The sequence below is a fragment of the Archangium sp. Cb G35 genome, from assembly GCF_001896145.1.
GTDB lineage: Bacteria > Myxococcota > Myxococcia > Myxococcales > Myxococcaceae > Archangium > Archangium violaceum.
In genome coordinates, this window is sequence record NZ_MPOI01000007.1 from 22394 (window position 1) to 48150 (window position 25757).

Sequence of the window (25757 nt, forward strand, 5' to 3'; positions counted from 1 at the left end):
ATGTTCGTCGATTTCTTCATCCGCAGGCCCGTCTTCGCCGCGGTCTGCTCCATCCTGCTGACGCTGGTGGGGTTGATCGCCATCCCCACCCTGCCCATCGCTCAGTACCCGGATCTCGCCCCGCCCCAGGTGACTGTTACCAGCACCTACGTGGGTGCGAGCGCCGAGGTCGTGGAGAGCGCCGTCACCATTCCGATCGAGCAGGAGCTCAACGGCGTGGAGGGCATGCGCTACATCACCTCCACCAGCAGCAACGACGGCACCAGCCAGATCACCGTCACCTTCGAGCCCACGCGCGACATCGAGGTGGCAGCCGTGGACGTGCAGAACCGCGTGAGCCGCGCCGCCTCGCGTCTGCCCGCCCAGGTGAATCAGACGGGCATCGTCGTCAACAAGGCCTCCAGCCAGATGTTGCTGACGCTCGGCCTGTCCAGCCCGGACAACCGCTACGACGCCAAGTTCCTCAGTAACTACGCCGACGTGAACCTCAAGGACGCCATCAAGCGCGTGCGCGGCGTGGGCGAGGTGCGCATCTTCGGCGAGCGCAAGTTCTCCATGCGCCTGTGGTTGGATCCCACCGAGCTGGCGCGCCGCCAACTCACCCCCCAGGACGTGGTGCGCGCCCTGCAGGAGCAGAACCTCCAGGTGGCCGCCGGCCAGGTGGGCCAGCCGCCCTCCGCCGACGAGCAGCCCTATCAGATCGCCGTGCGCGCGCGCGGCCGGCTCGTCGAGCCCGAGGAGTTCGGGGAGATCGTCCTTCAGCGCAACACCACCGACGGCAAGCTCGTGCGCGTCAAGGACGTGGCCCGCGTGGAGCTCGGCGCGGAAAGCTACGGCACGCTGCTGCGCTTCAACGGGCGCACGGGCGTGGGCCTCGCCATCTTCCAGCTCCCCACCGCCAACGCGCTCGACGTGCGTGATGGCGTCATCAAGGAGATGGACCGGCTCGCCCAGCAGTTCCCCCCGGGGCTCGAGTACAAGCCGGGCAACGACACCACGCTCGCGGTGCGCGCCTCCGTCAACGAGGTGGTGCGCACGCTGGTGGAAGCCATCGCGCTCGTCATCCTCGTCATCTTCCTCTTCCTGCACGGCTGGCGCAGCGTGCTCATCACCGCCCTCACCCTCCCCGTCTCGCTGGTGGGCACCTTCGCCTTCGTCTACCTGATGGGCTTCTCCATCAACACGCTCACCCTGTTCGGCCTGACATTGGCCACGGGCCTCGTGGTGGATGACGCCATCGTCGTCATCGAGAACATCGAGCGGTTGATGGTGGAGAAGCACCTGTCCGCCATGCAGGCGGCGCGCGAGGGCATGAAGGAGGTGTCCGGCGCGGTGGTGGCCATCTCCATCGTGCTGGTGGCGGTGTTCATCCCCGTGGCCCTCTTCCCCGGCACCACGGGCGCCATCTACCGCCAGTTCGCGCTCACCATCGCCGCGTCGGTGGCCCTGTCCACCTTCTGCGCCCTCACCCTGACGCCCGCCCTGAGCGCCCGCTTGCTCAAGCACCACCACGGGGAGAAGTGGATCTTCTTCCGCTGGATGGACAAGGCGCTCGACTGGACGAAGGCCGTCTATGGCCGGAGCCTGCGCTCGCTGCTCAAGCACCCCCTCATCATCCTCGTGGCGTTCCTCCTGTGCATCGCGGGAACGGTGGTGCTGTTCCGCTCGGCGCCCACCGGCTTCATCCCCGACGAGGACCAGGGCTACCTCATCATCTCCGTGCAGGGCCCCGAGGGAATGTCGCTCGCGCAGACGGAGAAGGTGCTGGCCGAGGCGGAGCAGATCCTCAAGGCCCAGCCCGAGGTGGTCACCATCTTCGCCATCGGCGGGTTCTCCTTCCAGGGCACCGGCCCCAACTACGCCACCATCTTCATTCCCCTGCTGCCCTGGGAGAAGCGGCCCAACCCGAACCAGTCCGTGGCCGCGCTCGTGGAGCGGCTGCGCGGGCCGCTCGCCGCCATCGGTGGAGCCCGGGTGATGCCCCTGCAGCCCCCCGCCATCCGCGGCGTGGGCAGCGTGGGCGGCTTCCAGTTCATCATCGAGGACGTTGGAGGCAGCATCTCGTTGGATCAGCTGGCCTCGACCGCCCAGGAGCTGGTGGCCAACGGCAACCAGAACAGCAACCTGCGCGGCGTCTTCACCTCCTTCAACGCGGACACGCCGCTGCTGGACGTGGAGGTGGATCGCCAGAAGGCCAAGGCGCTCGGTGTGCCCATCGAGCAGATCTTCGGCACCATGCAGCTGTACATGGGCAGCCAGTACGTCAACGACTTCAACTACGCGAACCGCACCTACCGCGTCTACGTCCAGGCCGAGCAGCAGTTCCGCGACAACCCGTCGGACATCGGGGCCTTCTACACGCGCACCGACACCGGCGCGATGATTCCCCTGGAGTCGCTGGTGAAGGTGACGCCCACGGCCTCCGCCCAGGTCATCCGGCACTACAACCTCTTCCGCGCCGTGGAGATCAACGGGCAGAACGCCCCGGGCGTCTCCTCCGGCCAGGCACTGGAGGCCATGGAGCAGCTGGCGTCGCAGGTGCTGCCCCAGGGCATGAGCTCGGAGTGGACGGGCATCAGCCTCGAGCAGAAGGAGAGCGGCGGTCAGACGCTGATCATCTTCGCCCTGGGCCTGCTGTTCGTCTTCCTGGTGCTCGCGGCCCAATACGAGAGCTTCACCCTGCCCTTCGTCATCATCCTCTCGGTGCCTCTGGCCGTCATGGGCGCGCTGGGACTGCAGCTGGCGCGTGGCTACGCCAATGACGTCTTCTGCCAGGTCGGACTGGTGATGCTGGTGGGCCTGGCCAGCAAGAACGCCATCCTCATCGTGGAGTTCGCCGAGCAGCTGCGCGAGGGCGGCAAGAGCGCCATCGACGCGGTGGTCGAGGCCGCCGAGGTGCGTCTGCGCCCCATCCTCATGACGTCCATCGCCTTCCTGCTGGGCGTGGTGCCTCTGATGACGGCTTCGGGCGCCGGTGCCGCCGCGCGCAACTCGCTGGGCACGGCCGTCTTCGGCGGAATGCTCGTGTCCACCATCGTCAACTTCGTCTTCATCCCCGGCCTGTACGTGCTGATGCAGCAGCTCCGGGGTGCGGCGAAGAGGAGCAGCGCGGAGCCCGAGACCATCGCTCCCGCGCCCGCGCCGTGACGTAGAAGACTGGAGCTCTCCGGAAGTACGAAGGGGCACCGTGGAAACACGGTGCCCCTTTTCATTGCGGGCCCAACCCGAGTTCAGTGAGGCGCCGCCACGTCGGTGGAGGAGACCGCCACGCCCTCGCCGCGCTTCACCTTGGGGAAGAAGAGCCCCGCGGCGAAGGCGGCCACGGTGGCGGCGCAGATGATCCAGAAGTTGATCGTCAGCCCCGTGCCGAGCGCTCCGCTCAGCGTCTGGAACAAGGCCGGAGACAAGCCACGGCCGTGCTCGGGGCCGAGCAGCTCGTTGGCGGCTTCCAGGGGGACGGTCGGATCCTTCATGAGCTGGGAGACCACCACGCCGCCCATCAACCCCACTCCGAGCGCCCCGCCGATGGTGCGGAAGAACATGTGGCTCGCCGTCGCCACCCCGCGCAGCTCCCAGCCCACGCTGGTCTGCACCGCGATGAGCAGCGAGGTGGCCGTGAAGCCCAGGCCGATGCCGAACAGCGCCATGGCCAGCTCCGGAATCAGCAGCGAGGACTCCGGCTTGAGCAGCAGCGCCATCGCCCCCGTGCCAATCACCGACAGCCCCAGCCCTCCGACGATGAGCGGACGGAAGCCCGTCTTGAGCAACAACCGCCCCGCGAAGAGACTCGCCACGGGCCAGCCGACGATCATCGGGGTGATCATCCCGCCGGCCATCGTGGCCGAGCCGCCCAGCACGCCCTGCACATACAGCGGCACGTAGGTGGTGGCCCCGAACATCGCCGCCGAGAAGAGTCCCCCCGCGACCGCGGAGATGGTGATGGCCGGGTTCTTGAAGATGGTCATGGGAATGACGGGCTCGGCCACCCTGCGCTCCACCCACACGAAGGCGGCGAGCAGCACGGCCCCCAACAGCAGCTCCGGCAGGTTGCGGCCGATTCCCTGCACGCCAAAGAGCAGCGCCACCACTCCGGCCGAGAGCAGCACCGCCCCCGCGTAGTCCAGCTTCTGCGGCTTGTGCTGCACCTGCTCGTGGAAGAAGAACACCAGCAGCGCGAAGGCGCCCAGCCCCACCGGCACGTTGATGAAGAAGACCCAGTGCCAGGTGAGGTACTTCACGATGAGGCCACCAGTGAGCGGGCCCACCAGCCCCGCCAGGCCCCACACCCCACTGAAGACGCCCTGCACCTTCGCCCGCTGCTCCAGCGTGTAGAGGTCTCCCACGATGGTGAGTGCCACGGGCTGCATCGAGCCCGCCCCCAGCCCCTGCAACGTGCGGAAGGCGATCAGCATGTTCATCGACGTGGCCAGCCCACTGAGGACGGAGCCGACGAGGAACAGACCGATGCCGAAGAGCAGCACGGGCTTGCGCCCATAGAGGTCCGCCAGCTTCCCGTAGATGGGCACCGTCACGGTGGAGGCGAGCATGTACGCGGTGAAGACCCAGGCGTAGCTCTGCAGCCCGCCCAGCTCACCGACCACCGTGGGCATGGCGGTGGAGACGACGGTCATCTCCAGCGCCGCCATGAAGAGACTCAAGGCCAGGGCAACGGTGGTCAGGGGACGGTGGGTGGTTCTCATGCTGTCGGATCGGGATTGCCGGACGGAAAAGTGGCGTCCTGCTTAACGGGTGCGGGCCAGGGCCGCCATCGTCAAGTATTCCCGCTCCCTCCGAGTGTCCCGAAGCCCGCTCGCCCGGTGTCAGCGCGCGTGGACTCCGGGGCCGCACGCCCCTCCTGCTATGGTGGAGGCCCATGTGCTGCTTCTCGCGCCCCATCCTGCATGTGTCCGGCACCCGCATCTTCGCTCGCGCCACCTCGCCGGGGCGGCAACTGCTCGTGTATGCGATGGAACTCGCGGCGAACGAGGACGTCGCCATGGTGCTGCCGTTGCCCGTCCCTCGTGGCACGCCCGAGGACGGGGTGCGCTTCATCGACCTGTCCGGCTACCCCACGCTGCTCGATGACCTGGGCATGGCGTTCGCGGCCTACGAGGATTCGCGCGAGGACTACGATCTGCTCGGCGACGAGGTCCCCACCGCGCAGCTGGCCGTGTACGACGTGGGCGAGTTCGAGGCGTCCTTCGTCCCCCGCGTGCAGGACTTCGAACGGCTCGACCCACGCTTCCGGCTCCCACCGGCCGCATGGAAGGCCCTGCCGAGCTATTCCGATTGGGGCTTCGCGGTGTTCAAACTGCGCGGTTTCGGCACCGGGCTCTGGAACCGGATGTGGCGGCGAGGCAGCCACCCCACCCGAAGCGTGCACCCCATGGCGTTCGAGTTTCCCCTGCGTGACGCGCGCTCGCTCTTCTTCCCCACGCTGCACGTGCACGATGGCGCGGTGCACCGCACGGCGGCCTTCGACCACACGCTCTACTGGCAGGCCCCCGCGGGCGCGGCGGACAGGTATGTCAGCGCACGGGTTCTCTCCAGCGTGGTGATCGCGGAGGAATCACAGGGGATCATCGACCCGGCGCTCGGCTGTTACCGGCGCGAGCTCCACGGTGTCCTTCCGAACCAGGACACCTATGTCACTTCGCTCCACGCGCCCCCTGGGTCTCAGGCCTCCAGCCGGTAGGGGTTGGGACCGACTCCGGTGGCCGTGAAGACATCGTGTCCGGGCTCATAGCCCCCGCGCTCGCGCTCCGCCGCGTTTGGAACAGCTGGGCGAGGAACATGCCGGCGAACATGGCGGGCACGAAGACGAGCACCTGGGGCGCGCCACTGGAGAGCGCGGTAAGCGCGGGGCCGGGGCAATAGCCGCCGAGTCCCCAGCCCACGCCGAAGAGGCCCGCGCCCACGAGGAGCTTCGAGTCCACCCGGCTGACGGGAAAGGAAGGGAACTTCGCGGCGAACAGGGGCCGCTGCCGCTTGTAGATGAGGGGCCGAAGCACCGCGTGCACGGCGATGGCACCGCCCATCACGAACGCGAGCCGGAAGTCCCAGTCGCCCGCGAGGTCGAGGAAGCCGATGACGTTGGCCGGGTCCGTCATGCCGCTGAGCCCCAGGCCGAATGCGAAGAGGAGGCCACTGAGAAACGCGCTGAGAAGAGGACGCATGGGGAGTTCCGCTCAGAAGACGTGCCGGGCCAGGAAGACGGTGAGGACGCCGGTGGCCATGAAGGTGAGCGTTGCCACGATGGAACGGGCGGAGCCTCGGCTGATGCCGCAGACGCCATGCCCGCTGGTGCAGCCGTTGCCCAGCCGCGCGCCGAAGCCCACCAGCAGCCCGGCCACCACCAGCAGCAAGGCCCCGCCCGAACTCAGGTCCGCCGGAACCGCGAAGGACCCGGGGCGCAACCACGCCAGCAGCAGGCCGCCGGTGAGCAGGCCCCCGAAGAAGAGGACGCGCCAGGCGATGTCACCGCGAACGGGAGCCAGCAGCGAGCCCACCACGCCGCTGATGCCCGCCACGCGGCCGTTGGCCAGGAGGAGGAGCGAGGCGCTCAATCCGATGAGTGCCCCACCCAGGAGAGGAAGCAGGAAGGAAGAAGTCATGATCCGTGAGAGCCAGCCTCCCCGGAAAAGGATTCACCGGGAAATTCCGGCCGTGTCCCAACGGGGGCTTCAGCCACCACGATAGACGGCCTCCATGTTGTTGCCGTCGGGATCGAGCACGAAGGCGGCGTAGTAGCCCGGCGGGTAGCCCTTGGCCGTGTCGCGCAGCCCGGGCGAACCGTTGTCCGTGCCACCAGCCTTCACGGCGGCGGCGTGGAAGGCGTCGACCTCGGCCCTGCTCCTGGCCGCGAAGGCGGTGTGCTGCTTGACGGAGTGCGGATGGAAGCGGTCGATCCAGAAGACGGGGAAGCCGACGCCGTAGCCGATGCCATCGGACCCGTTGCCTTCGGGAAGCTCCATGACCCTGCGCAGGCCGAGGGCTCCAAGAGCAGCATCGTAGAAGACAGCGGAGCGGGCGACGTCGGCGACGCCAATGCCAGTGTGGTCGATCATCCCCGAGGGTGTACTTCACCCGCGGGACTTTGTCCCATGGGTGGAACAGTCCTTCCAGGATTCACGCCTGGTGCGGCAACAGTCTCGCGGGCATCTTGTAGGTGTCTTCAACGAGAGAAGGAGCACCCCATCATGATGATCGTTCGACCCTCTGAATCGCGCGGACATGCCAACCACGGCTGGCTGGACTCCCACCATACGTTCTCGTTCGGTGGCTACTACGACCCGGACTTCATGGGCTTCCGCGCCCTGCGCGTCATCAACGAGGACCGCGTCACGGCGGGCGACGGCTTCGACACGCACGCGCACCGGGACATGGAGATCATCACCTACCCGCTCAGCGGTGCCATCGCGCACCGGGACAGCACGGGCGGCGAGGGACTGCTGCGCGCCGGCGAGGTGCAGCGCATGACGGCGGGCACCGGCGTGCAGCACAGCGAGATGAACGGCGCCAACGAGGAGCTGCACTTCCTGCAGATCTGGATCCTCCCCAAGCAGCGTGGACTGAAGCCTGGCTATGAGCAGAAGCTCTTCTCCGAGTCCGAGCGCAAGGGCCACTGGCGCGTGGTGGCCAGCCCCGACGCCCGCGACGGAAGCCTCACCGTGCACCAGGACGTGCTGCTGCACAGCACGCTGCTGGGCAAGGGCGAGCAGGCCGAGTACACGCTGGCTCCGGGCCGCCACGCCTGGGTTCAGCTCGCACGGGGCAAGGGCACGCTCAACGGCGTGGAGCTGAAGGCCGGAGACGGCGTGGCCGTGTCCGAGGAGTCGCGGCTGGTACTCACGGCCTCCGAGCCGGTCGAAGCCCTGCTCTTCGACCTGGCCTGACAGCGTGAATGGCTCATTGGAAGCGCCAGACGTGGACCTGGGTCTCGCCCTCGTCTCCCCCCCCCCCACTTCCACTGGGGATGGGGTTGCGGGTGTATTCGATCCAGGCCACCACGGGCAGCCCTCTCGGGTCCACGGCGAGCGCCCACTCGCCCAGCTTCGTCGCACCCGGTAGCGCTTGGAGCCGTCCACCCACGGGGCGCCACGCCTGTCCATCCCAGGTGTGGACCTCGAGCTGCTCCTCCCGCGCGAAGAGCACGAAGACCCGGGACCCGAGCGCCGCGAGCACCGGCTCACTCCTGGGACCAGGCGCGAGGCTGCCCGCCCACTGATCCCCCGAGAAGCGCCGGACCTGATTCACCACTTGCGCCCCCTCCCCCCTGCTGTCCCACTGGGTCCACGTGAGATAGGGCACATCCGCGCCATCGAGCACGAGCGAGGGCAAATAGGAGTTGCCCTTCGAGGGCAGGTCCTCGCTGGCAACGCCCCCGCCCACGGGCAGCCACTGGCCGCCGTCCCACTGACGGACGTGGACACGGTCGATGAACTCGCGCATGGCCGACTCGTCCCAGGCCACGATGGGGAAGCCCCGCGAGTCCACGGCGAGACTGGGACGATCCGCATTGGAGCCATCCCCGAGCACGCCATCCGGATACGCGCCGAGCCGCTCCCCCATCCGCTGCCAGGAGGTTCCATTCCACTGGCTCACATGGATACCCACGGAGGGCTCGCCCGGGCCGCTCTCGCCCCACGCCACCACGGGCTCTCCGGAACAGTTGAAGGCGAGGGCCGCGCTGGTGACTCTCGTCAGCCGATTGTGGGCCGCCTGGAGACCGAGTCCCAGGATCTCCCAGGACTGGCCATCCCAGCGGCGGACCCGGATCGTGCCCGTGTAGAGACCGGTCGCCTCGGACAGGACCATCACCGGACGGCCCTGTGAATCGACAGTGAAGGCAGGGCGGGTGGGCATGCTGAACGTGGCCGCGGGCAGGGGGAACACGGAAGCCGCCGCCTGGGACCAGGCGTTGCCCTCCGCACGCCGGAAGAAGTAGCCCCACACCGCGCCGTTGTATTCGCCCCACGAGACGACGGGTGCCCCCGTGGGCTCCACCGCCAGCCCCAGGCGGGATTGCGGCGTGTTGCGCTCGGGGTTCGCGTCCAGAGCGGGGCCCACGGGCACCCAGGAGCGCGGTTGCCCCCGCTCATTCGTGAACAGGGGCGCGGGCTCCGCCGGCCGTGGCATGCAGCGAGCAGCGGGGAGCGGCGGGGAGACGACGGGAGGGGGCTCCTGCTGGGACGATGGCGTGTCATCCACCGAGGGGGGAGCGGGCGCTTCCACTCGCGCCGGAGGCAGCTCCGTTCCTCCGTCACAGGCCGCCAGAATGAACAGAGCCGCCCACCCACCTCGTAAGCCGATGCACCGCATCCCGCACCTCCAGTGCTTGGAGCACCGAAGGTGGGGATGACCCCGCTACCGTCAAGCCAGATATTCCGGATTGCTCTCGACCATCAGAAAGCCTTATCCTCTAACGTCCACTCGCGAAAGGACCGCCATGACGAAGAAGGTCGAGAAGAAGTTTCCGCGTACGCAGGTCATCGAGCGTCAGAACGAGCGCGCTCTCCAGGTGCTGGAGCTGGATGAGAAGGCGCTCGAGCAGATCCGCGGAGGCAGCGCCGACTACGGCCTGCCGCCCCCGGATGAAGACACCATCATCAAGAATCCCAAGTTCCAGCTTCCCTAGCTGATCCCTCGCCGTCCCCGCCCCCGTCTCATGCCTCAGCCCACCGTCCAGACCCGCACGGCCTATGCCGTGTGGGAGCTCACCCTCAAGTGCAACCTCGCCTGCGGCCACTGCGGTTCGCGGGCGGGAGACAGCCGCAAGAACGAGCTCTCCCGCGAGGAGGCGCTCGACCTGGTGCGCCAGCTCGCCGAGGTGGGCATCCAGGAAGTCACCATCGAGGGCGGCGAGGCGTTCCTGCGTCCCGACTGGCTCGACATCGCGCGGGCCATCTCGGACCACGGAATGCTCTGCACCATGACGACGGGAGGCTATGGCCTCTCGCGCGAAACGGCGCGGCGGATGAAGGAGGCGGGCATCGCGCACGTCTCCGTCTCCGTGGACGGCCTGGAGGCCACGCACGATCGCATCCGTGGCCGCAAGGGCTCGTTCCGCTTCTGCTTCGAAACGCTGGGCCACTTGAGCGCGGCGGGTATCCCCATCAGCTCGAACACGCAGGTCAACCGCCTGTCCGCCCCCGAGCTGCCCGCGCTGTACGAGCGCCTGAGGGACGCCGGCATCCGCGCCTGGCAGGTCCAGCTCACCGGCCCCATGGGCAACGGGACGGACAACGCGTGGATGCTGCTGCAGCCCGCGGAGCTGCCGGACCTCTACCGGATGCTCGCCCGCGTCGCCCTGCGAGTCCGCGAGGAGTCCCGGTTGTCGTTGGTCCCCGGCAACGACGTGGGCTACTTCGGCCCGTACGACGACATCCTCTTCGCCTCCAGCGGGGCCAAGGTGTGGGCGGGCTGCAAGGCGGGCCTGTCCGTGCTGGGCATCCACGCGGATGGCGGCATCAAGGCGTGCCCTACCCTGCCGTCCGAGTTCGTTGGCGGCAACATCCGCCAGCAGCCCCTGGCCGACATCCTGGAGACGCGCGAGCTCACCTTCAACGCCTCGGCCGGTACGCCCGAGGGTTTCGCGCACCTGTGGGGCCACTGCGCGAGCTGCCGCTACGCCGAGGCCTGCCGGGGTGGGTGCTCACAACGGGCGCATGTGCTCTTCAACAAGCGGGGGAACAACCCCTACTGCCACCACCGCTCGCTCCGGCTGGCCGAGAGCGGTGTGCGAGAGCGCGTCATCCGCGCCGCGCCCGGCACGGGGTTGCCCTTCGACCACGGCGTCTTCGAGCTGGTGGAGGAGCCGCTCGAGTCGCCCTGGCCGTCGGACGATCCGCATCACTTCACGTATGAGCGCGTGGAGTGGCCTCCGGGTTGGGAGGCCTACCCACTGCCCGAGGCCAGCGGAACCCGCTAGCGGTAGTCCCACTTCTGGTTCGAACCGCCGTGGCAGTCGTAGATGCTCAGCTTCGCGCCGTCGTTCGCGTTGTAGCCCTCGATGTCCACGCACTTGTTGGCCAGGTAGCTCACCAGGTCACCCGCTCCGCTCAGCACGAAGTCCTGGGCGGGGCTGGTGTTGCAGTTGGCGATCTGGATGCGCGTTCCGTTGGCCGTCGACGCGCCGGAGACGTCCAGGCACTTGTCGGCGATCCGCACCTTGCGTCCGTCGAAGGTGAACTTCTGGGCGTTGGTGCCATTGCACGTCCACATCTGCACCTGGACACCATCGGAGAAGTTCGAGTTGGGCACGTCGATGCACTTGCCGTTCATGCGCGAGACGAACGACCTGCCGCCGCTGCTGCCGCCGCTCGTGACGAGCGTGAGGCGGTAGGCGTTGAGAATGGGGAGGAGGGGCTGGAAGAACGTCTGGGGAGGATTGCCATTGGAGCAGCCACCCGCGATGCCCGAGGTCACGCCCTGCGCCTGATTGCCGGAGAGGACCGAGCCACCCGAGTCACCGGGATCGGCGCACGCGCTGGTCGTGGACAGGCCATAAACGGGACCATTGGAGTAGTTGACGGTGACGTTCGTGGCCAGGAGCGTTCCACACCGCCAGCCGGTCGTGGTGCCGGAGCGGCAGATGGACGCGCCGATGCCGGCCACGTTGGAGCCCTGAACGAGGACGTGCGCGTTGTTGTAGTTGTACACCCAGGGCTGCGGCGTCCACGAGCCATTGGTCGCCACCCACCCGTAGTCACCGCCGGGGAAGACCGACCCCTGGATGGTGCCCATGGCCTGCCAGTTGCTGCCCAGAGTGGGGGTGCCCGCCCCGCCGCAGTGTCCCGCGGTGACGAAGCCGCCGTGCACCGAGAAGCCCACCGAGCAGACACCATAGCCGCCACCGGCCCCCGTGCCGAAGTAGTAGATCTCTCCGCCGCGCAGGTCGTAGGCCGGGCGCGGGGCCTGGGTGGAGTGCTCCACGCGAATCACCCCGTCCCGCGCGCCGCTGCTCAGGGCGGCGAACGACTGGGCGCGTGAAGCCATCAGGCTCGAGCCGCTCTCCGCCTGCACGACGACACTGTTGGTGGCGACATCCACGTACCAGGAGTGGACCGAGGCGGGGGCGTTGTGGGCGTTGCGGTCCAGTTCCGCCTGGATCTGCTCCAGCCTCGCCTTGCTGTGCTTGACGAGCCGCGGCTCGGCTCCGGCGCGGCGGACACGAGCGGCGCTGGCCTCATCGGTGACACCGACGATGAGCTGGGTGCCATCCTCGTTCAGCCAGGCTCCGCCAAAGCGCTCTCCCAGCTGCGTGCTCAGGCTCTTCTCGAGGGACGGAGCCTTCGCCTCGAATACCAACCGGCGCCGCAGCTGCTCCTCGTCGATATTCAGGTCCCGGCGCATCGCGGTGAGCAGCTCCGGGGACACCTCCGGCGCGGACTCGGCTTCAGCGGCGGCAGCGGGCAAGCCGTGGAGGGTCGCCAGGCCAGCGAACAACGCCGTCACGGTGGAGAGCGCGTTGAGCTTGCGATTCTTCATTGATGGTTTCTCGTGGAGATGGGGGTTTGCGGGGTTTTACGGTCCGCATGTGTAATTTTCACGAGCAATCCTGTCAATTGACAGGGCTGGTTCCGTTTGACAGAGCGTTCCGCCGGGCGGTGCGAAACCTCTAGCGTCGGAGGCGCTTGTGCACATGAAGGCTCGATTGAAGCCGGGTCGCGACATCCGTGTCGCGGATCCCCGCTCCCGGAGTGCACAACGCGCCTCGTTCTCTCGCCTATAGGCGTCGGCGCAACAGTTGCATAAAGTCGTCGACCACATGACACGCCGTGCTGTGAAATTCGGGCGCAGGGTGAGGAACGCGGGCTGGGTACTGCTGTGCGGTGCGCTGCTGTCCGGCTGCGTCACCACCACCGTGTACCAGCCGCTCAGCGCATTGCAGCGCCCGGCGATCGTCGATCCGCAGCTCGCGAACTTCGAGGGCATGCGCCTGCTCGTGCGCTGCGTCCCGGGGGACTACCTCCAGGCGGGCGCCGCCGACCTCCTCTGCCGCAAGGTCGGCGCGCTGTTCCGGAACCAGGGCGCGAGGGTCGAAACCGACGTGCCCCGCAATGGCAGATCATCGCGGAACCTCCAGGAAGGCACCCCGCCCGACCTGGTCGTCAATCTGTCGTCGCGGCTCCTCCACAAGGAGAGCAGCGGCCCGCTGTGGGCCCTCACGGTCCTCACGCTCACGATCGTGCCGGCCTACACGGAGTACAGCGTCGCGCAGGACGTGACCATTCGCGACTCGAGCGGATTCGTGCTCGCCTCCGACAGCCTGAAGGCGCGCTTCATCGAGTACTTCGGCGCCGGAGTATGGGGCGTGAACTGGGTGCTCGACGCCGTCGTGCGCCCGCCGGAGGAGGAGATCACGGGCGATGCGGCGGCAAAGGACTTTTCGCGCGACTTCTACGCACAGTTGAGCCAGCTCGCCTTCAACGCGCGGGTCCGCGCCGACGTGCTGCGCTCATTCGAGCCCCTTCCCCAGAGCGGGAGCAACCCACGCCAGACGGGGGCGGTGCCGTAATGGAAACCCTGCTGGTCTTCCTCCTGGTGCAACTCGCGGTGTCCGAGGGGCGCCCGTACGACCCCGCGCCTGGCATCTGGCACGACAAGTCAGAGGCACGGAACCTCGATTGCTCGCGCATGAGCCAGCAGCGGGCGCATGAGCTCCGCCCGGGCGAGATCCCCGCGCCGCTCGCGCGCCTGGCGAACCAGGAATCCGAGGCGCTCGTCTGCACGCGGCGCATCATGCGCAATGGAGAGCGGCCGGAGCGCGACGAGCTCATCCTCGCTTCGCTGCGCGAGTCGGTGGGAGAGATCGCCGAGGTCGCCAGCGCGCTGGGGCAAGGCAAGCTCACCTGGCACGTGGATGCCTTCTATCCCCAGCCCGAGGTGGCGGCGAAGATCTCCGTGGCGGCGCGCACCGAGCTCGCCGAGCAGGGACGCCGGGTCTCCGACAAGGTGCCGGTCCTCGCCGCTGGCGACATCGTGGTGCTCGGCCGGATGGCGCCGAAGGATGCCTATCCGCTGGCGTGCAAGCGCTACTTCGCTCAACGCGCGCTCGGCGAGAACGACGCGTTCCTGGGGATCATGCTGATCGACGAACGGGAGACGCAGCTCCACGCCGGACTGTGTCTGAATGGAGAGTGGAGGTGGCTGCGATGAGGCCGGCGCTTCTCGCACTCACGCTCGCGCTGGTCTCCTCGTCGTCGTGGGCGGAGGTGGCCCCGGAGATCGCCGAGGCGCAACGGGCGCAGATGGAGAAGCTCCGCGGGGAGGTGGCGGGGCAGATCCAGCTCCAGGCGTACGATCTGCTCGACGAGCTCGTCTACGGCTGGACGCGGCAGCCGGTCTTCGAGCTGGAAACGCCGGTGGTGCTCGCCGACGTCACGGTGCCGGTGGGCTTCGGCAGCGGACTGGCGGCCCTGATCGAGAACCACTTCGCCGAGCTGGTGGTGAAGAACCCGCGCACCCGGCTGACCCTGGCGCACTGTCCGCAGTGCACCGCGGTGGTGGTGCACTCGGGCGCGAAGGGAACGATCGTCTCCCGCGGCGTGGATCAGCCGGAAGCGCTGGCCACCGCGGGCGCGCTCTCCGGTGCGCGCCATGCGATCTTCCTCGACTTCGAGGCGGAAGGCAGCGCGCTGGTGCTGCGCGCCCGTATCACCTCGCTGGAGCCGGCGCTTCCGATCATCCACGCGAAGACCCTCACGACCTCCACGTCGTCGCCGGCGCTGCTGCGCTCGGGAGACCACCTCAAGAGCGCGGCCGAGGCGCGGAAGGAGTACCTCGACGCCCTCCAGGGCCGCGGCTTGCTCACCGTGCCGGTGCGCGTCGCGGTGCGGAGCTACGCCCAATCCTCCACCGGAGGACCCATCGCGGCGATGCCCTTCATCTGGCTCCAGGCTGGAGCCGAGGTGGCGCTCACCCAGGCGCGGGCCTGGACCGGCACCTTCTCGGTGGGCGTCACCTGGATGCCCCAGCTGCACACGGGCTTCATGGGGCAGGCGCGCATTTCCCGCCTGCTCACCGGCTCGGTCGCCTCGCTCACCCAGCCGGATCTCTACGTCTTCCTGGGCGGCTCCGTGATGTCCATCCACGGGCAGGGGGCGCGGGTGTTCCGGAGCGAGGTGCTGAACCTGGAGGATGTCCTCTCCGACATCCCGTCGCTGCTCGTCGAGCCCCACGCCACCTTCGCCGCGTTTCCGATCGGGCTCGAGCTGCGCGTCGGGAATCGCATCGCGGCTTCGGTCTTCCTCGAGTCCGCGCCAGCGCTCGACAACGCGCCCTCGATCGGTACCCACCTGAACCTGCTCAACATCCTGAAGTTCCACACGGTGGGCGCGGAGGTGACGTTTTGCTTCTGAGGCAACTCGCACTTCTCGCCGCGCTGCTGCCGGCCGTGGCCCTCGCCCAGCGTGACACCTCGCGCGAGGCGCTCGCCCGGATGGAGGAGACCCTCACCCTGCGCCTGGAGGAGGGAGGAATCACGTTGAAGGACGTGACTCCCGCCATGGTGGTGAGCGTCTCGCCGGCTTTCGAGGAATCGAAAGCCTGGTTCCCGGCCGCTGCGTTGCAGACCCTGGTTCGCGTGTTCGGCTCCGCCGCGCTCCGCTCCTGCGAGGCGTGCATGGCCTCGCGCCTGTACGTGGAGGAGGGCCGGCTCGAGCAGTTCACGACCGCGCTGGGCTCGGCGGAGATCATCCGGCTGGACGAGAACGCGCGTGGAAAGGCCCCGCCGGCCCGGGCGGCGATCTGGCTCGACGAGACGCCGGAGGGCGTTTCGTTGCGCATCATCGATCTGCACAACAGCCGCATCGTGTTCGTGCAGAACTTCGACCCGGGGCTCACCGAGATGGCCCGCACCCGCCGCAACTTCACCCTCACCGAGGAGCTGGAGCGGCGCGCGCGGGGAGACAGCCTCACCCACACGTTCCTCGACGTGACGATGTACCCCGGCCAGCACGTCTCCCTGGATTGGACGGAGCAGTGGGGCGACTCCAACGCGAACCTCGCCGGCTTGTCCGTCTCCATCTATGACCCGCTGGTGGGAGTGGGCGGCTCCTACTACCGCGTCATCCCCAACGCGATGAACCTCATGGTCGGCGGGAAGATCCTGCTGAGCGTGCCCACGGCCATCGCCAGCGGCATCAGCGGCACACCGACCCAGGTTCTCGATCCGCTGCTGACTGGCGTCTTCGTGCTGCGGGTGCCGATCGCCAGCTCGAACTACGGCGTCACGTTCACCGCGTCCACCAACGGGAGAATCGGCATCGGGATCTCCCTCCTGAACATCACCGCCCTGCCCTTCCTGCCATGAATCGATTCCTGCTCATCCTGCTGCCGATCCTGGCCTCCGCTTGCGCGACGCGGAACTACACCTATTACCTGGTCGAGCCGCCTCCGAAGAAGCCCGAGGCGCTCAAGGAGGAAGGGACGCTGGTGCGGCCCTTCGGCTTCGGCTCGACCACGGTGATGAAGGTCCGTTGGAACGACGGCAACCTGATGACCGAGGTGGACGTGCCCATGCTGGGCACGGGTCAGCGCATCGTCATCGAACACGGCGCGGGCAACGGCGACGTGAAGACCCTCCCCGCCAGCCGGGTGGTGCCACCGCCGCCCTCCAGTGCGGACAAGGCGCTCATCGAGGCATACCGGGCGCGCGGCCTGCGCATCGACGAGGCGGCGGCGGAAGTGAGCATCACCCGCGCGCGCACCTTGATGGAGCAGGCCACCCGCGAGGGCAACTACCACCTGGCCCTCGAGTGGTGTGAGACCGTGTTGGCACGCTACAAGTCGCACCCCGAGTTCCTTCGGGCCAAGGGCTCGCTCCTCCTGATGATGGGAGAGCGCGAGAAGGCCATCGAAATCTACGAGCAGGTCGAAGCCATCGAGAGTGAGCCGGGCGTTCGCAAGAAGCTCGAAGAGCTCCAGCGCCAGCAGTAACAGGAGAAGCACGTCGTGCAGATCATCGGGTTCATACTGTTGGGCTTCATCATCTGGTACGGGTTCAAGGATCGCAGCGATGCGGTCATCTCCGCGTTCGACGCCCACGCGATGGTGATGGTGTTGGTCGGGTCGTGCTCGGCGGTGCTGGTGAGCTCCAGCCACACCACCGTGTGGCGCACCCTCCTGTGCCTGCGTGAGCTGGTCCCCGGCCTGGCGCTGTTCGGCCGGACCACCCGGGCGATGGAGGCCGAGCGCGAGCAACTGTCCGCGCTGTGGCGTGACGGCAAGCGCAGCCAGGCGGTCGATCTGGCCGGGAACAGCCGCTTCCCCGCGGTGAAGCAGATGCTGGAGTTGATCCTGAACCGGGCGACCGACGCCTCCAGCAGCAAGACCTTCACCGAGCTGCGGCACGAGGAGATCAGCCGGTGGCAGCCGGCGATCCACAATTGGGAGATGCTCGCCAAGCTGGGGCCGGCGTTCGGCATGGTCGGCACCATCACCGGCATGATCCAGCTCTTCCGCAACATGAGCTCGGAGAACCTCAACATCGGCGCGGCGATGTCACTGGCCCTGCTCGCGACCCTGTACGGCGTGGCGTTCGGCGCCGGCGTGGCCGGTCCGATCGGCACCTACCTCAACGGGCTGCTCGACGACCGCCTGGGGTTGCTCGAGCGGTGCGAGAAGAGCGTCAACGAGATCGTCTCCCGCGGCGAGCGGTGAAGGTGAGCCATGCAAAGACGGAAAGCGGGGCAGGAGGAGAGCTGGCTACTCAGCTATGCCGATCTGATCACCAACCTGCTGCTGTTCTTCGTGGTGCTGCTGACCGCGGCGAACCTCAACAAGATGAAGATGCAGCAGATCGCCCAGAGCATCTCCGGCAGGCAGAGCCCGGCGAGTCTGGAGTCGATCCGCAAGGAGCTCGAGGAGCAGATCGCCGCCAAGAACCTGCAGAACCTCGTGACCACCACGGTGACCGAGGCGGGGTTGGAGGTGTCCCTCAACTCCGGGCTCGTGTTCGACTCGGGGAAGGCGAGGATCCGGCCGGAGTTCGATGAGACCGTGGCGTCGATGTTGAAGGAGCTCACGCCGTACTCGTCGCAGTACAACTTCGCCGTCGAGGGGCACACCGACTCGACACCGATCGTGAGCGGTGGACTGTTCGCGAGCAACTGGGAGCTCTCCAGCGCGCGCGCCATCGTGGTGCGGCAGCGGCTGGAGGAAGTGGGGATCAACCGCTCGCGCATCCGCGTCGAGGGCTACGCCGAGACGAAGCCGCTCCCCGAGCAACTGCTGAAGGGCCTGAGTGACGACGAGCGCCTGGCCCGGCACCGCCGTGTCGTCGTGAGGATCTACTGATGAGACGCTTGGCCGTCCTCGTCGCCTGGGTCGCGTTGAGCGCCGTGGCGGAGGCCCAGACCCCACCCCCTGCGGGCACCAGCCTCCCTGAAGCGCCGACACCGGTGCCGCAGGGCCATGTCCCCGCGCCCGTGCTCCTGGAGCTGCGCACGCTCGAGAGCCAGTTCGATCTCGCGCTGGCCCAGGACTGCGCCCCCGAGCGCTGCTTCTCCAAGGGCTGTGTCTACCGCGACCACGTCACCGTCGACATGCCGCGCAGCAGCTCGTTGCCCGGGCTCGGCCAGACCGAAGGCCCCGGCAGCGTGCCGCCGCAGGAGTACCTGACGCAGGCGCAGTGCGAGTTCACCCACGAGAAATCGGTCCCCACCCAGGACGTCCAGGCCCTGGTCCGGCGCCTCGAGCAGCGGCTGTCGAAGGGCTGGCTCAAGGTGAAGGTCGGCCGGCAGATCCTCCAGCCGATCTCTCCGGGACTGCGCGAGTCTCCGCTTCCCCCCGAGCCCCCGAAGCCGGCAGCGCCGGAGCCGGCGCCGGTGGCCGAGGAGAAGCCGGTGGAGCCGCCGGCGCCGGTGACGTGGCAAGCCGACGTCGCGCTGCGGGAGCTCTGGGTCAGCCTGCTTCCGCACTTCTCGTGGATGATCGCGGTGATCATGCTGACGATGGCGGCGCTGACCATCATCTGGGGCCTGCGCCGCCTTGGGCGCGAGACGCTCGAGGAGAAGGCCCTGGCGGCGCAGCTCGCGGCGGGTTCGCTCGACAAGGCGCCGGAGGCTGGGACGCCCCCGAATGCCCAGGAGCCGTCTCCAGACGGAGCGGACCCGGCACTGGCCAGGGGGGACGCGGAGCTCGCGTTCGTCACGGCCCAGCAGCAGCAGTGGAACGAGCGGATCGCCCAGGCCGAGCTGGCCAAGGACGAGGGCATGGTGGTGGAGATGCTGCGCGACTGGCTGAAGGCCGGCGAGTTCGAGCTGCTGGCCAAGGCCATCTTCGTCTTCGGCGATCGGCTGTCCCTGGCCTTCACCTCGGACGGTGAGCTCGCCGTGCGCAAGGTGGAGTTCGCCGGGTATCTGAAGACGGTGGACGAGAAGGCGCTGATCTCGGACGCGGAGTTCTTCCGCTTGCTGAACCAGCACGCCATCTCCTCCACGCTGATGGCCCAGGCGGACGCCGAGGTGTACCGCAGCCTGCGCGAGGAGTTCGGCTCCAACGGCGTGGCGCACCTGATCGAGAGCCTGTCGCCCCGTCATGGGGCACTGCTGTTCGGGCACGTACCCACCGACTGCCAGCAGGACGTGGTGCGGATCATGCCGCCCGAGCTGCGGGTGCGGATCGCCAACGAGCTGCTCACGTCCAACCGCATCTCGAAGGAGGAGACGGTCCACCTGTTCGAGGTGCTCGACGCCGCGCGCGCGGGCAAGCCGCTTCCCCCGGCGCCTCCGGCCCAGGGCATCCTGGACCGGGGCCGCCAGTTCGACGCGGCCGGCGCGCTCTCGGTGCTGTTGCCGCTGATCGAATCCTCCGAGCGCGGCGCGCTGTTCGCGCGGGCGCAGGGCCGCTCCGGCGGGACGTTGCCGCTCTGGTACCAGGACATTCTCTACGGCGACATGCTGCTCAAGCTGCCCGACGAGCTCCAGAGGGACCTGCTGCTCGACGTCGACGTCCGGGGGCTCGCCGGCTGGTCCTCGGTACAGCAGCCCGCGTGGCAGGAGAGCTTCATCACGCGGCTCGCGCCGACGATGCAGAACGCCATCCGCGCCAACATGTCGTTCGTCTCGCGCGATGAGCAGCTCCGGGCCGCGCGGCGCGGCCAGAACGAGTTGATCTCTGCCGTGAAGAAGCAGGTCGCGCGAGGGAAGGTCTCCTTCGCGGAGATCATCGCCTAGGTGGGGTGGACGGGATGGACCGCGCGCGCCTGCTGCTCATCGGGGTCACAGCCATCGCGGTCGCCGCCTGCGAAAAGGTGCCGATCGTCGACATCAACGCGGGCTTCTCGCTCGCGGACGTGGCCTGGTTCGAGGAGGAGGACACGCTCTTCGTCTTCTACCAGGCCAACGCCGAGCAGGGGCTGGGGCCCGATACCCAGCTCGAGCTCACGGTCCGCACCGATCACTTCGAGCTGCCCTGGACGCCGCTGTCACAGCTCAGCACGGTCCACACCCACGTTCCGGCCGACTGCGGCCCCAAGAGCGTGTGCGGCAGCACCAGCCTGGCACTGAGCGAGCAGCCGCGCGACGTGAGGTTGCGGCTGCGCTACCACCGTGCCGGCGAGATGACGATGAACGCGCCCGTGGCCCTCAACATCATCGGCAGGGGGGCCGCGCACACGAACCGGAGCCTCCTGGTGTACGGCGTGTTCGACGAAACCAACACGCACGTGCAATGGCGTGCCCGGCACCAGTTCCCGACGCTGCGGAATCACGAGGTGCAGAAGTACGGGCTGCGGCGCCACTTCTCCATCGCCGGCCGGCGGCACGGCGCCATCGCCGCGGACTTCGGCGCCAACCCGTACGGCTACGGCTCGGTTCCTGGCTGTCCGGGAGCACTGCCGCCGCTGGACTTCGGGCCGGTGGAGACCACCGCTCGGGCCGTGTTCGACGTGGGCACGCTTCCGCTGTCGGCATCCGAGTCCCCGGCCGTCTGTGCGCGCTCGATCGTCACCGAGGCGAAGCGGGGCACCTTCGAGGCGGTGGCTCTGGCGCGAAAGAACCCGCAGGTCCGCCCGGCCTTCCCGGTGCTGCGCAGCCCGATCACCGAGAACACCCCGATCAAGTTCATGTTGAGCCCGTGCCGGCGGACGATCTCCTCGCCGCATTACAAGATGCAGGAGCAGCGCCTCTTCCTCGAGGACGCTCCGGAGATCTGCATCGACGACTGGAACGCTCGCGGGTTCGCCGACGAGCTCTCCGTCCGGCTCCGCACGAAGATCGATGAGGTGCGGATGCAGGGGCGGGACATGGTCCTCGTGCTGGGTCTGCATCACGACGATACGACGGGCCGGCTGGGTAACGTCCTCGAGGAGGCGCTCCAGAAAGTGCTGCCCTTCGAGCGGGACAAGAGCTCGCCGCGGGTCACCGGCGCCTTCGTCTACGACAGCATGGCGCACACCGTCGGGCGCCCGGAGCTCCGGCGGCTGGTGTTGTGGTGCCCACCCAACCTCCTGTTCGACGACCTCGACGACGTCCCAGCAGCGGCGTCGAGCACTTGCCCCGCGGTGTCGCAGATCCCCGACATCGAGCTCGGGCCGTTCCGCTTCAATCAGCTTCCGATCCTGACGACCCGTACGCAGTACCTCCGGTTCATCGAGAAGTACTCGGAGGGACAGGCGGGGAGGATGACCGCGATGTCGTTCCGGGCTCCCGAGCACACGCCCCTCTCCGAGAACGTCCCGGTCGGAGAGTTCGGGACCGCGACCTTCTACAACAACGAGATCATCACGGCGGAGCCGGGCGATGCGTTCTCCTATTGCCCGGACGCGGACCAGAGGAAGATCGTGTTCCGCACCCCGAGCACTCCAGCTCCGGCAGGGCTCGAGGTGCTTCCCGCGCTGCACCAGACGGCCCCGCAGCCCGCTTATGCGCTCGGGCTGTTCTGGGACTTCCCATTCCTGTTGAAGGCGAACTACGAGAGCTCTCTCGCCGGAGCCGTGACGGCCTACGGTTTCAGCGTGCCATTCGGAATCGTCAACTCCAACGAGGAGACCTGGGCGAGCCAGCTGTGGACGACGGGCGAGTTCCCCGTGGGCAACATCCTGGCGCAATGCACGCGCTTCTGCGATCACCCGACGTTCGATACGAGCGTCACCTACAACGTCCATGCGCCGTTCCGGGACGCCTACCGCATGCAGTGCTATCGCCCGCTGTTCCCGCGGCCGGGTGACGGAGGCTTCCCGAATGATCCGTAGCCTTCTCGTCCTCTTCGTCCTCCTGTCGCCGCGCGCCGTGCTGGCCGCGGAAGAGCAGGCCCCGAAACCGTCCCCGGAATCATCCCCGGAATCGTCCCCCGCCGGCCCCGAGAAGGCCGACGACACGCTGGAGGGCTTCCGCACGCCGCTCGACGCGCTCACCGAGCGGATGATCGGCACGGCCTCGAAGTCGGTGCGTTTCGACTGGCGGAAGTCCACCCTCGGGATCGGGCTGATCGGCAGCGAACTCCTCGAGCGGAACAACTTCGGCAGCACCCGCCTTGGGCTCCTGGCGCGCAGGCCGTTCGGGAAATTCATGGGGGAGCTGGCGATTTCCCGCGCGTTCACGTGGGGAACCGACAGCACCGAGAAGCTGGCGCTCACGCCGTACCGCCAATACGGCCGCCCCAGCCGCATCGAGCTCGACGTCAACCTCGGGTACCCGTTGGCGGAGGGCGTGGTGACCGCCCTGCCCGGCTTCTTCCCCGCGACCGAGCTGGTGTTCTCGGCCAACGCGGGCTTCCGCTACCTCTTTTACCCGGGAGCGATGGGCGGCATGAAGTTCCAGGACGTCGCCACCTCGCTCCTCGCGCCGCGCCTCTCCGACCACGAGCTGGGGCAGCTCGAGTCCTCGCGGCCAGGCGGCATGCAGATCGACCCTGCCCGGTATGGCCTCCTCGCGGGGATCTCCGTGGACGTGTACTTCGGGTCCGGAGGTTTCCTGTCGCCGCGGGCGATGATGGCCGTGCCACTGGTGGGCATCGTCACCGGAACAGGCCTGGGGCTCTGGTGGGAGCTCTCGCTCGCCGCGGGCTGGACATTCTGATGCGCTGGGCCGCCGCCATCATCGCTGGCCTGTTGTCGAGCGCCGCGGCCGCGGAGGAGACGGCGTCCAGGCAGACCGTGGTCTTCTACAACGCGCGCCTCGCGCTCCGGGACGGCCGTCCGGAGGACGCGCTCAAGCTGTGGCTGCTTCGCAACAGCCTTCTCCAGCGGGGCGAGCGCCCGCGAGAGGATCCTGAATTCCGCTCCGTGGTGTGGGCGGCGCTCGGGAGCATCGGGCTGTGCCAGGACGGATTCGAGGATGACGAGCGAGGGGGCGCGGGCCTCTGGCCGCTGGGGCTGCACAACACGATCGTCCATTCGCTCAGCAAGGGCCCACCGCCCTCGATGCCCGCGCCGTGGGACGTCTTCCAGGTCGGGCGCCAGCAACGGTTCATCTCGCTGCAGGACGTGCTCTCGGCGGAGGAGCTGCGTTCCGTGACCTTCTTCCGGACCGACTGCCTGCAGCCGGCCACCACCGCGCTGCGGTTCGGATGGACCCCGTTCATCGAGCTCGAGGATCGACAAGACACGGGCTGGCGCCTACGCAATCTGCTGGCGAGGTCGCGCGCCACCCTCGTGCGGGAGAAGGTCCGGAACCTGTCGGTCGTGGAAGCGCGCATCTTCGATCTCGACCTGATGCTCGCGGGCGAGGAGGCACGCAAGGCACGTCAGAACGCCCGGAGTGTCGCGCAGCAGGCCCGGGTGGCCGGTGTCTCCGCGGCCGGCGCGGCGGAGCTCCGGAGCAGTCTGGAGACATTCCCCGAGAACTCGCCGCAAGCGGCGTTCCTTCGACGAAGCCTGACCTGGACCTCGCGGGAGTGGCTGGCGCTGAACCGGGAACGGCGGCTGTACCTGTTCGCCCATGCGCAACCGTTGTCGAAGGATCCGGCCGCGCTCCAGAAGCTCATGCTCGAGATCATCGACGAGCTGATCCGCCGCAAGGACGGCAAGGAGCTCGAGGCCTGGATCGGTTTCGTGGGAGCGAGCGACTCGGCGGAGTTGCGCGGCGCGCTGACCTCGGGCGAGCGAGGCAAGAGCCTCCTCGAACTCGATGAGAACACCGGGTTCCGCGAGCGGGCAGTCATCGCGCTGCACCGGGGCGTGGGCTTCCTGGAGGCGGGAGAGCTGCAGGAGTCCCTGCGAGCCTTCGCGTATTCCTTGCAGCAGGCCGAGACCTCGCGCGAGGCGGCCGTCACCCAGGGGCTCGCACGGCGGTGGCTGTCGTATGTGCTCTCCCGCTACGAGACCAACGACGAGGTCGTCGCCACGCTGAAGGCGCTGGTTCCTCGGCAGGAGTACAACCAGGTCATCGAGGATCTGGTCTGGCGCGCGGCGCTTCGCGCCGATGATCGATCCTTCGAGCGGATCACCCAGACTGCCCGGCGCGGTGGCTCCTTCGACACGGCGATCGAGCGGCTCCGGCCGCTGTCGCAGGGCAAGCCGGGTGAGATGGCGACGCGGTTGCGCGATGCGATCCGCGAAGAGCCCTCGTCGGTGCTGAGGTTCGTGAGACAGCTCCTCGAGAACATCGAAGCGGAAGATGCGGACGTCCGGCGGGCCAACGTTCCAACGCTCAAGCACCTGCTCGAGGTGCTCCGTCCCCTGAACGCAGAATCCACGACGGTGAAGTCGCAGAGCCGGACGGCTGGCGAGCTCATGGATCGGGCCCAGTCGATCCTCGACGGCCTGAGCCACCTCGATGACTCGGTGAGCGGAAACGCGCGGGCGCTGTCACCCACGCGCTCGACCTTCGCCGGGAACATCCGCCTCGCGCCGGCCGATCCGCTGCCATGGCCCTTCAGGCCGCCCGAGCCCCAGGCGCCGTCCGTCTTTACGCCCATCGTGCTCGAGCCGGTGGAGTGGCGGGACGCGAAGGGCGCACTCGTTTTCGGGTGGAGGCTCTCCGAATGAATCCCAGGGAGCTTCGGCGCGAGCTGCGCCAGCGCAAGAAGGAGCTGCGCCGCTCGGTGGAGCTCATGAAGCGGGCGGCACGCGAGCGGGTGGAGCAGCTCCCATCCGTCCAACGCGAGAAGAGGCGGAAACGGATTCGCCGAGCGGTGACGATCGCCGCGCTGCTGCTCCTGGCGATGTTGGTGCGCTGTGAGTGCCAGCCGCCGCCCGTGCCGCCTCCGGAGCCAGTGGTGGAACCCGCGCCAGCGGAGGTGAAGCCGAAGAAGCCCGAGCCGCCCGCGAGCAAGCCGAAGGCATTCAGCGAGCGGATGAAGCGCCAGCGGAGGGGGAACTACCAGAACGAGGCGCAGACCTCGCCGAGCTGGCTGGACGACTTCCGCATTCAGGTCGCGGCGCGCAGCCCGCGCCTGGCGCAGTGCTTCAGTGGGACCGAGCGGCCCGGGGCCCTGCGCTGGACGGCCGCGGTGAACGCCGCGAGCGGCTCCGTCTCCGACCATGCGCTCGAGCCCGTGGGAACGGGAGGCGAGCTGAGCGGGAAGCAACGCGACTGCGTCCAGGGCGTCCTCTCCAGCCCGAGCTACCGGCTGAAGCCCGAGCAGAAGCAGGACCTTCCCGGCCGCGTCAGCATCGTCATCGAGTTCTGACGAGGCGCTCGAATCAGCACTTCCCAACCGGCACGGCACCGGACTGCCCACCGCGCAGACTCCGCCGCCGTGCCCTCCGCCGCTGCGATGCGGAAACCGCGCGCGGGAAGCATGACTCATTGCGTTACAGCTTCATCCTCTCCTCCGAGAACTGTGAAGCATTGCGTCAGAGCCAGCTC

At 68.2% G+C, this 25757-nt stretch carries 23 protein-coding genes; 17 read left to right on the forward strand and 6 right to left on the reverse strand.

Annotation, left to right across the window (positions count from 1 at the left end):
- On the forward strand, positions 1 to 3147 hold the full coding sequence (locus BO221_RS21595; RefSeq protein WP_073562385.1) for an efflux RND transporter permease subunit: 3147 nt from the start codon (positions 1 to 3) through the stop codon (positions 3145 to 3147).
- 83 nt (positions 3148 to 3230) lie between these two features.
- Here the strand turns inward: BO221_RS21595 and BO221_RS21600 are convergent, their stop codons facing one another.
- Positions 3231 to 4700, reverse strand: a complete 1470-nt coding sequence (locus tag BO221_RS21600) for an MDR family MFS transporter (protein WP_073562386.1) — start codon at positions 4698 to 4700, stop codon at positions 3231 to 3233.
- Between the two features lie 173 nt (positions 4701 to 4873).
- On the opposite strand from BO221_RS21600, the gene BO221_RS21605 reads away from it, so the two are divergent.
- Entirely contained in the window at positions 4874 to 5695 is an 822-nt protein-coding gene (locus BO221_RS21605; protein WP_073562387.1) for a hypothetical protein, read from the forward strand.
- On the opposite strand, the gene BO221_RS21610 is transcribed toward BO221_RS21605, so the two are convergent.
- The 3 genes from BO221_RS21610 to BO221_RS21620 form a co-directional block, all read right to left on the reverse strand.
- The gene (locus BO221_RS21610; protein WP_073562388.1) at positions 5649 to 6176 is read right to left on the reverse strand and encodes a DUF6691 family protein; all 528 of its coding nucleotides are present in this window, start codon (positions 6174 to 6176) and stop codon (positions 5649 to 5651) included. The two genes, BO221_RS21605 and BO221_RS21610, sit on opposite strands and share 47 nt — an antisense overlap.
- 12 nt (positions 6177 to 6188) lie before the next feature.
- Positions 6189 to 6614 (reverse strand): YeeE/YedE family protein, encoded by a 426-nt coding sequence (locus BO221_RS21615; protein ID WP_073562389.1) that lies wholly within the window; start codon positions 6612 to 6614, stop codon positions 6189 to 6191.
- Positions 6615 to 6683: 69 nt separating this feature from the next.
- The gene (locus tag BO221_RS21620; protein ID WP_073562390.1) at positions 6684 to 7067 is read right to left on the reverse strand and encodes a VOC family protein; all 384 of its coding nucleotides are present in this window, start codon (positions 7065 to 7067) and stop codon (positions 6684 to 6686) included.
- Positions 7068 to 7199: 132 nt separating this feature from the next.
- On the opposite strand from BO221_RS21620, the gene BO221_RS21625 reads away from it, so the two are divergent.
- Positions 7200 to 7895 (forward strand): pirin family protein, encoded by a 696-nt coding sequence (locus tag BO221_RS21625; RefSeq protein ID WP_073562391.1) that lies wholly within the window; start codon positions 7200 to 7202, stop codon positions 7893 to 7895.
- A gap of 13 nt (positions 7896 to 7908) precedes the next feature.
- Here BO221_RS21625 and BO221_RS21630 read toward each other — a convergent pair whose 3' ends face one another.
- Positions 7909 to 9321, reverse strand: a complete 1413-nt coding sequence (locus BO221_RS21630) for a hypothetical protein (RefSeq protein ID WP_073562392.1) — start codon at positions 9319 to 9321, stop codon at positions 7909 to 7911.
- Positions 9322 to 9448: 127 nt separating this feature from the next.
- Between BO221_RS21630 and BO221_RS21635 the strand changes: the two genes are divergently transcribed.
- Both BO221_RS21635 and BO221_RS21640 read left to right on the forward strand, forming a co-directional pair.
- Entirely contained in the window at positions 9449 to 9637 is a 189-nt protein-coding gene (locus tag BO221_RS21635) for a hypothetical protein (protein WP_073562393.1), read from the forward strand.
- A gap of 30 nt (positions 9638 to 9667) precedes the next feature.
- Positions 9668 to 10930, forward strand: a complete 1263-nt coding sequence (locus BO221_RS21640; RefSeq protein ID WP_073562394.1) for a radical SAM protein — start codon at positions 9668 to 9670, stop codon at positions 10928 to 10930.
- Here BO221_RS21640 and BO221_RS21645 read toward each other — a convergent pair.
- The gene (locus BO221_RS21645; protein ID WP_073562395.1) at positions 10927 to 12489 is read right to left on the reverse strand and encodes a ricin-type beta-trefoil lectin domain protein; all 1563 of its coding nucleotides are present in this window, start codon (positions 12487 to 12489) and stop codon (positions 10927 to 10929) included. The two genes, BO221_RS21640 and BO221_RS21645, sit on opposite strands and share 4 nt — an antisense overlap.
- A 313-nt stretch (positions 12490 to 12802) precedes the next feature.
- On the opposite strand from BO221_RS21645, the gene BO221_RS21650 reads away from it, so the two are divergent.
- The 12 genes from BO221_RS21650 to BO221_RS21705 are packed head-to-tail and all read left to right on the forward strand — an operon-like array spanning position 12803 to position 25578.
- A complete protein-coding gene (locus BO221_RS21650; RefSeq protein WP_233166197.1) occupies positions 12803 to 13519 on the forward strand; it encodes a hypothetical protein in 717 nt (238 codons plus the stop codon).
- A complete protein-coding gene (locus tag BO221_RS21655) occupies positions 13519 to 14160 on the forward strand; it encodes a hypothetical protein (RefSeq protein ID WP_073562397.1) in 642 nt (213 codons plus the stop codon). Before BO221_RS21650 ends, BO221_RS21655 begins: the two co-directional genes overlap by 1 nt.
- The gene (locus BO221_RS21660; protein ID WP_073562398.1) at positions 14157 to 15362 is read left to right on the forward strand and encodes a hypothetical protein; all 1206 of its coding nucleotides are present in this window, start codon (positions 14157 to 14159) and stop codon (positions 15360 to 15362) included. Before BO221_RS21655 ends, BO221_RS21660 begins: the two co-directional genes overlap by 4 nt.
- Positions 15353 to 16315 carry a hypothetical protein gene (locus tag BO221_RS21665; protein WP_073562399.1) on the forward strand — a complete coding sequence of 321 codons (963 nt, stop codon included), beginning with the start codon at positions 15353 to 15355 and terminating at the stop codon, positions 16313 to 16315. Before BO221_RS21660 ends, BO221_RS21665 begins: the two co-directional genes overlap by 10 nt.
- Positions 16312 to 16941: a tetratricopeptide repeat protein gene (locus BO221_RS21670; protein WP_073562400.1), complete on the forward strand. Its 630-nt coding sequence runs from the start codon at positions 16312 to 16314 to the stop codon at positions 16939 to 16941. Before BO221_RS21665 ends, BO221_RS21670 begins: the two co-directional genes overlap by 4 nt.
- A 15-nt stretch (positions 16942 to 16956) precedes the next feature.
- The gene (locus BO221_RS21675; protein WP_073562401.1) at positions 16957 to 17664 is read left to right on the forward strand and encodes a MotA/TolQ/ExbB proton channel family protein; all 708 of its coding nucleotides are present in this window, start codon (positions 16957 to 16959) and stop codon (positions 17662 to 17664) included.
- Between the two features lie 9 nt (positions 17665 to 17673).
- On the forward strand, positions 17674 to 18300 hold the full coding sequence (locus BO221_RS21680) for an OmpA family protein (protein WP_073562402.1): 627 nt from the start codon (positions 17674 to 17676) through the stop codon (positions 18298 to 18300).
- On the forward strand, positions 18300 to 20180 hold the full coding sequence (locus tag BO221_RS21685) for a hypothetical protein (RefSeq protein WP_143195604.1): 1881 nt from the start codon (positions 18300 to 18302) through the stop codon (positions 20178 to 20180). The genes BO221_RS21680 and BO221_RS21685 overlap by 1 nt, the downstream gene beginning before the upstream one ends.
- A gap of 14 nt (positions 20181 to 20194) precedes the next feature.
- Positions 20195 to 22198, forward strand: coding sequence for a hypothetical protein (locus BO221_RS21690; protein WP_073562404.1), 2004 nt, complete (start codon positions 20195 to 20197; stop codon positions 22196 to 22198).
- Positions 22188 to 23024 (forward strand): hypothetical protein, encoded by an 837-nt coding sequence (locus tag BO221_RS21695; RefSeq protein ID WP_073562405.1) that lies wholly within the window; start codon positions 22188 to 22190, stop codon positions 23022 to 23024. The genes BO221_RS21690 and BO221_RS21695 overlap by 11 nt, the downstream gene beginning before the upstream one ends.
- Entirely contained in the window at positions 23024 to 24934 is a 1911-nt protein-coding gene (locus BO221_RS21700) for a hypothetical protein (RefSeq protein ID WP_073562406.1), read from the forward strand. The genes BO221_RS21695 and BO221_RS21700 overlap by 1 nt, the downstream gene beginning before the upstream one ends.
- Positions 24931 to 25578 carry a hypothetical protein gene (locus BO221_RS21705; RefSeq protein ID WP_073562407.1) on the forward strand — a complete coding sequence of 216 codons (648 nt, stop codon included), beginning with the start codon at positions 24931 to 24933 and terminating at the stop codon, positions 25576 to 25578. The genes BO221_RS21700 and BO221_RS21705 overlap by 4 nt, the downstream gene beginning before the upstream one ends.
- Positions 25579 to 25757 lie beyond the last annotated feature (179 nt).

What these genes read in the sequence shown, in the direction of transcription:
- BO221_RS21595 (WP_073562385.1), top strand. Translation starts at nt 1, where the DNA reads ATGTTCGTCGATTTCTTCATCCGCAGGCCCGTCTTCGCCGCGGTCTGC.
- BO221_RS21600 (WP_073562386.1), bottom strand. Translation starts at nt 4,700, where the DNA reads ATGAGAACCACCCACCGTCCCCTGACCACCGTTGCCCTGGCCTTGAGT.
- BO221_RS21605 (WP_073562387.1), top strand. Translation starts at nt 4,874, where the DNA reads ATGTGCTGCTTCTCGCGCCCCATCCTGCATGTGTCCGGCACCCGCATC.
- BO221_RS21610 (WP_073562388.1), bottom strand. Translation starts at nt 6,176, where the DNA reads ATGCGTCCTCTTCTCAGCGCGTTTCTCAGTGGCCTCCTCTTCGCATTC.
- BO221_RS21615 (WP_073562389.1), bottom strand. Translation starts at nt 6,614, where the DNA reads ATGACTTCTTCCTTCCTGCTTCCTCTCCTGGGTGGGGCACTCATCGGA.
- BO221_RS21620 (WP_073562390.1), bottom strand. Translation starts at nt 7,067, where the DNA reads ATGATCGACCACACTGGCATTGGCGTCGCCGACGTCGCCCGCTCCGCT.
- BO221_RS21625 (WP_073562391.1), top strand. Translation starts at nt 7,200, where the DNA reads ATGATGATCGTTCGACCCTCTGAATCGCGCGGACATGCCAACCACGGC.
- BO221_RS21630 (WP_073562392.1), bottom strand. Translation starts at nt 9,321, where the DNA reads ATGCGGTGCATCGGCTTACGAGGTGGGTGGGCGGCTCTGTTCATTCTG.
- BO221_RS21635 (WP_073562393.1), top strand. Translation starts at nt 9,449, where the DNA reads ATGACGAAGAAGGTCGAGAAGAAGTTTCCGCGTACGCAGGTCATCGAG.
- BO221_RS21640 (WP_073562394.1), top strand. Translation starts at nt 9,668, where the DNA reads ATGCCTCAGCCCACCGTCCAGACCCGCACGGCCTATGCCGTGTGGGAG.
- BO221_RS21645 (WP_073562395.1), bottom strand. Translation starts at nt 12,489, where the DNA reads ATGAAGAATCGCAAGCTCAACGCGCTCTCCACCGTGACGGCGTTGTTC.
- BO221_RS21655 (WP_073562397.1), top strand. Translation starts at nt 13,519, where the DNA reads ATGGAAACCCTGCTGGTCTTCCTCCTGGTGCAACTCGCGGTGTCCGAG.
- BO221_RS21660 (WP_073562398.1), top strand. Translation starts at nt 14,157, where the DNA reads ATGAGGCCGGCGCTTCTCGCACTCACGCTCGCGCTGGTCTCCTCGTCG.
- BO221_RS21670 (WP_073562400.1), top strand. Translation starts at nt 16,312, where the DNA reads ATGAATCGATTCCTGCTCATCCTGCTGCCGATCCTGGCCTCCGCTTGC.
- BO221_RS21680 (WP_073562402.1), top strand. Translation starts at nt 17,674, where the DNA reads ATGCAAAGACGGAAAGCGGGGCAGGAGGAGAGCTGGCTACTCAGCTAT.
- BO221_RS21685 (WP_143195604.1), top strand. Translation starts at nt 18,300, where the DNA reads ATGAGACGCTTGGCCGTCCTCGTCGCCTGGGTCGCGTTGAGCGCCGTG.
- BO221_RS21690 (WP_073562404.1), top strand. Translation starts at nt 20,195, where the DNA reads ATGGACCGCGCGCGCCTGCTGCTCATCGGGGTCACAGCCATCGCGGTC.
- BO221_RS21695 (WP_073562405.1), top strand. Translation starts at nt 22,188, where the DNA reads ATGATCCGTAGCCTTCTCGTCCTCTTCGTCCTCCTGTCGCCGCGCGCC.
- BO221_RS21700 (WP_073562406.1), top strand. Translation starts at nt 23,024, where the DNA reads ATGCGCTGGGCCGCCGCCATCATCGCTGGCCTGTTGTCGAGCGCCGCG.
- BO221_RS21705 (WP_073562407.1), top strand. Translation starts at nt 24,931, where the DNA reads ATGAATCCCAGGGAGCTTCGGCGCGAGCTGCGCCAGCGCAAGAAGGAG.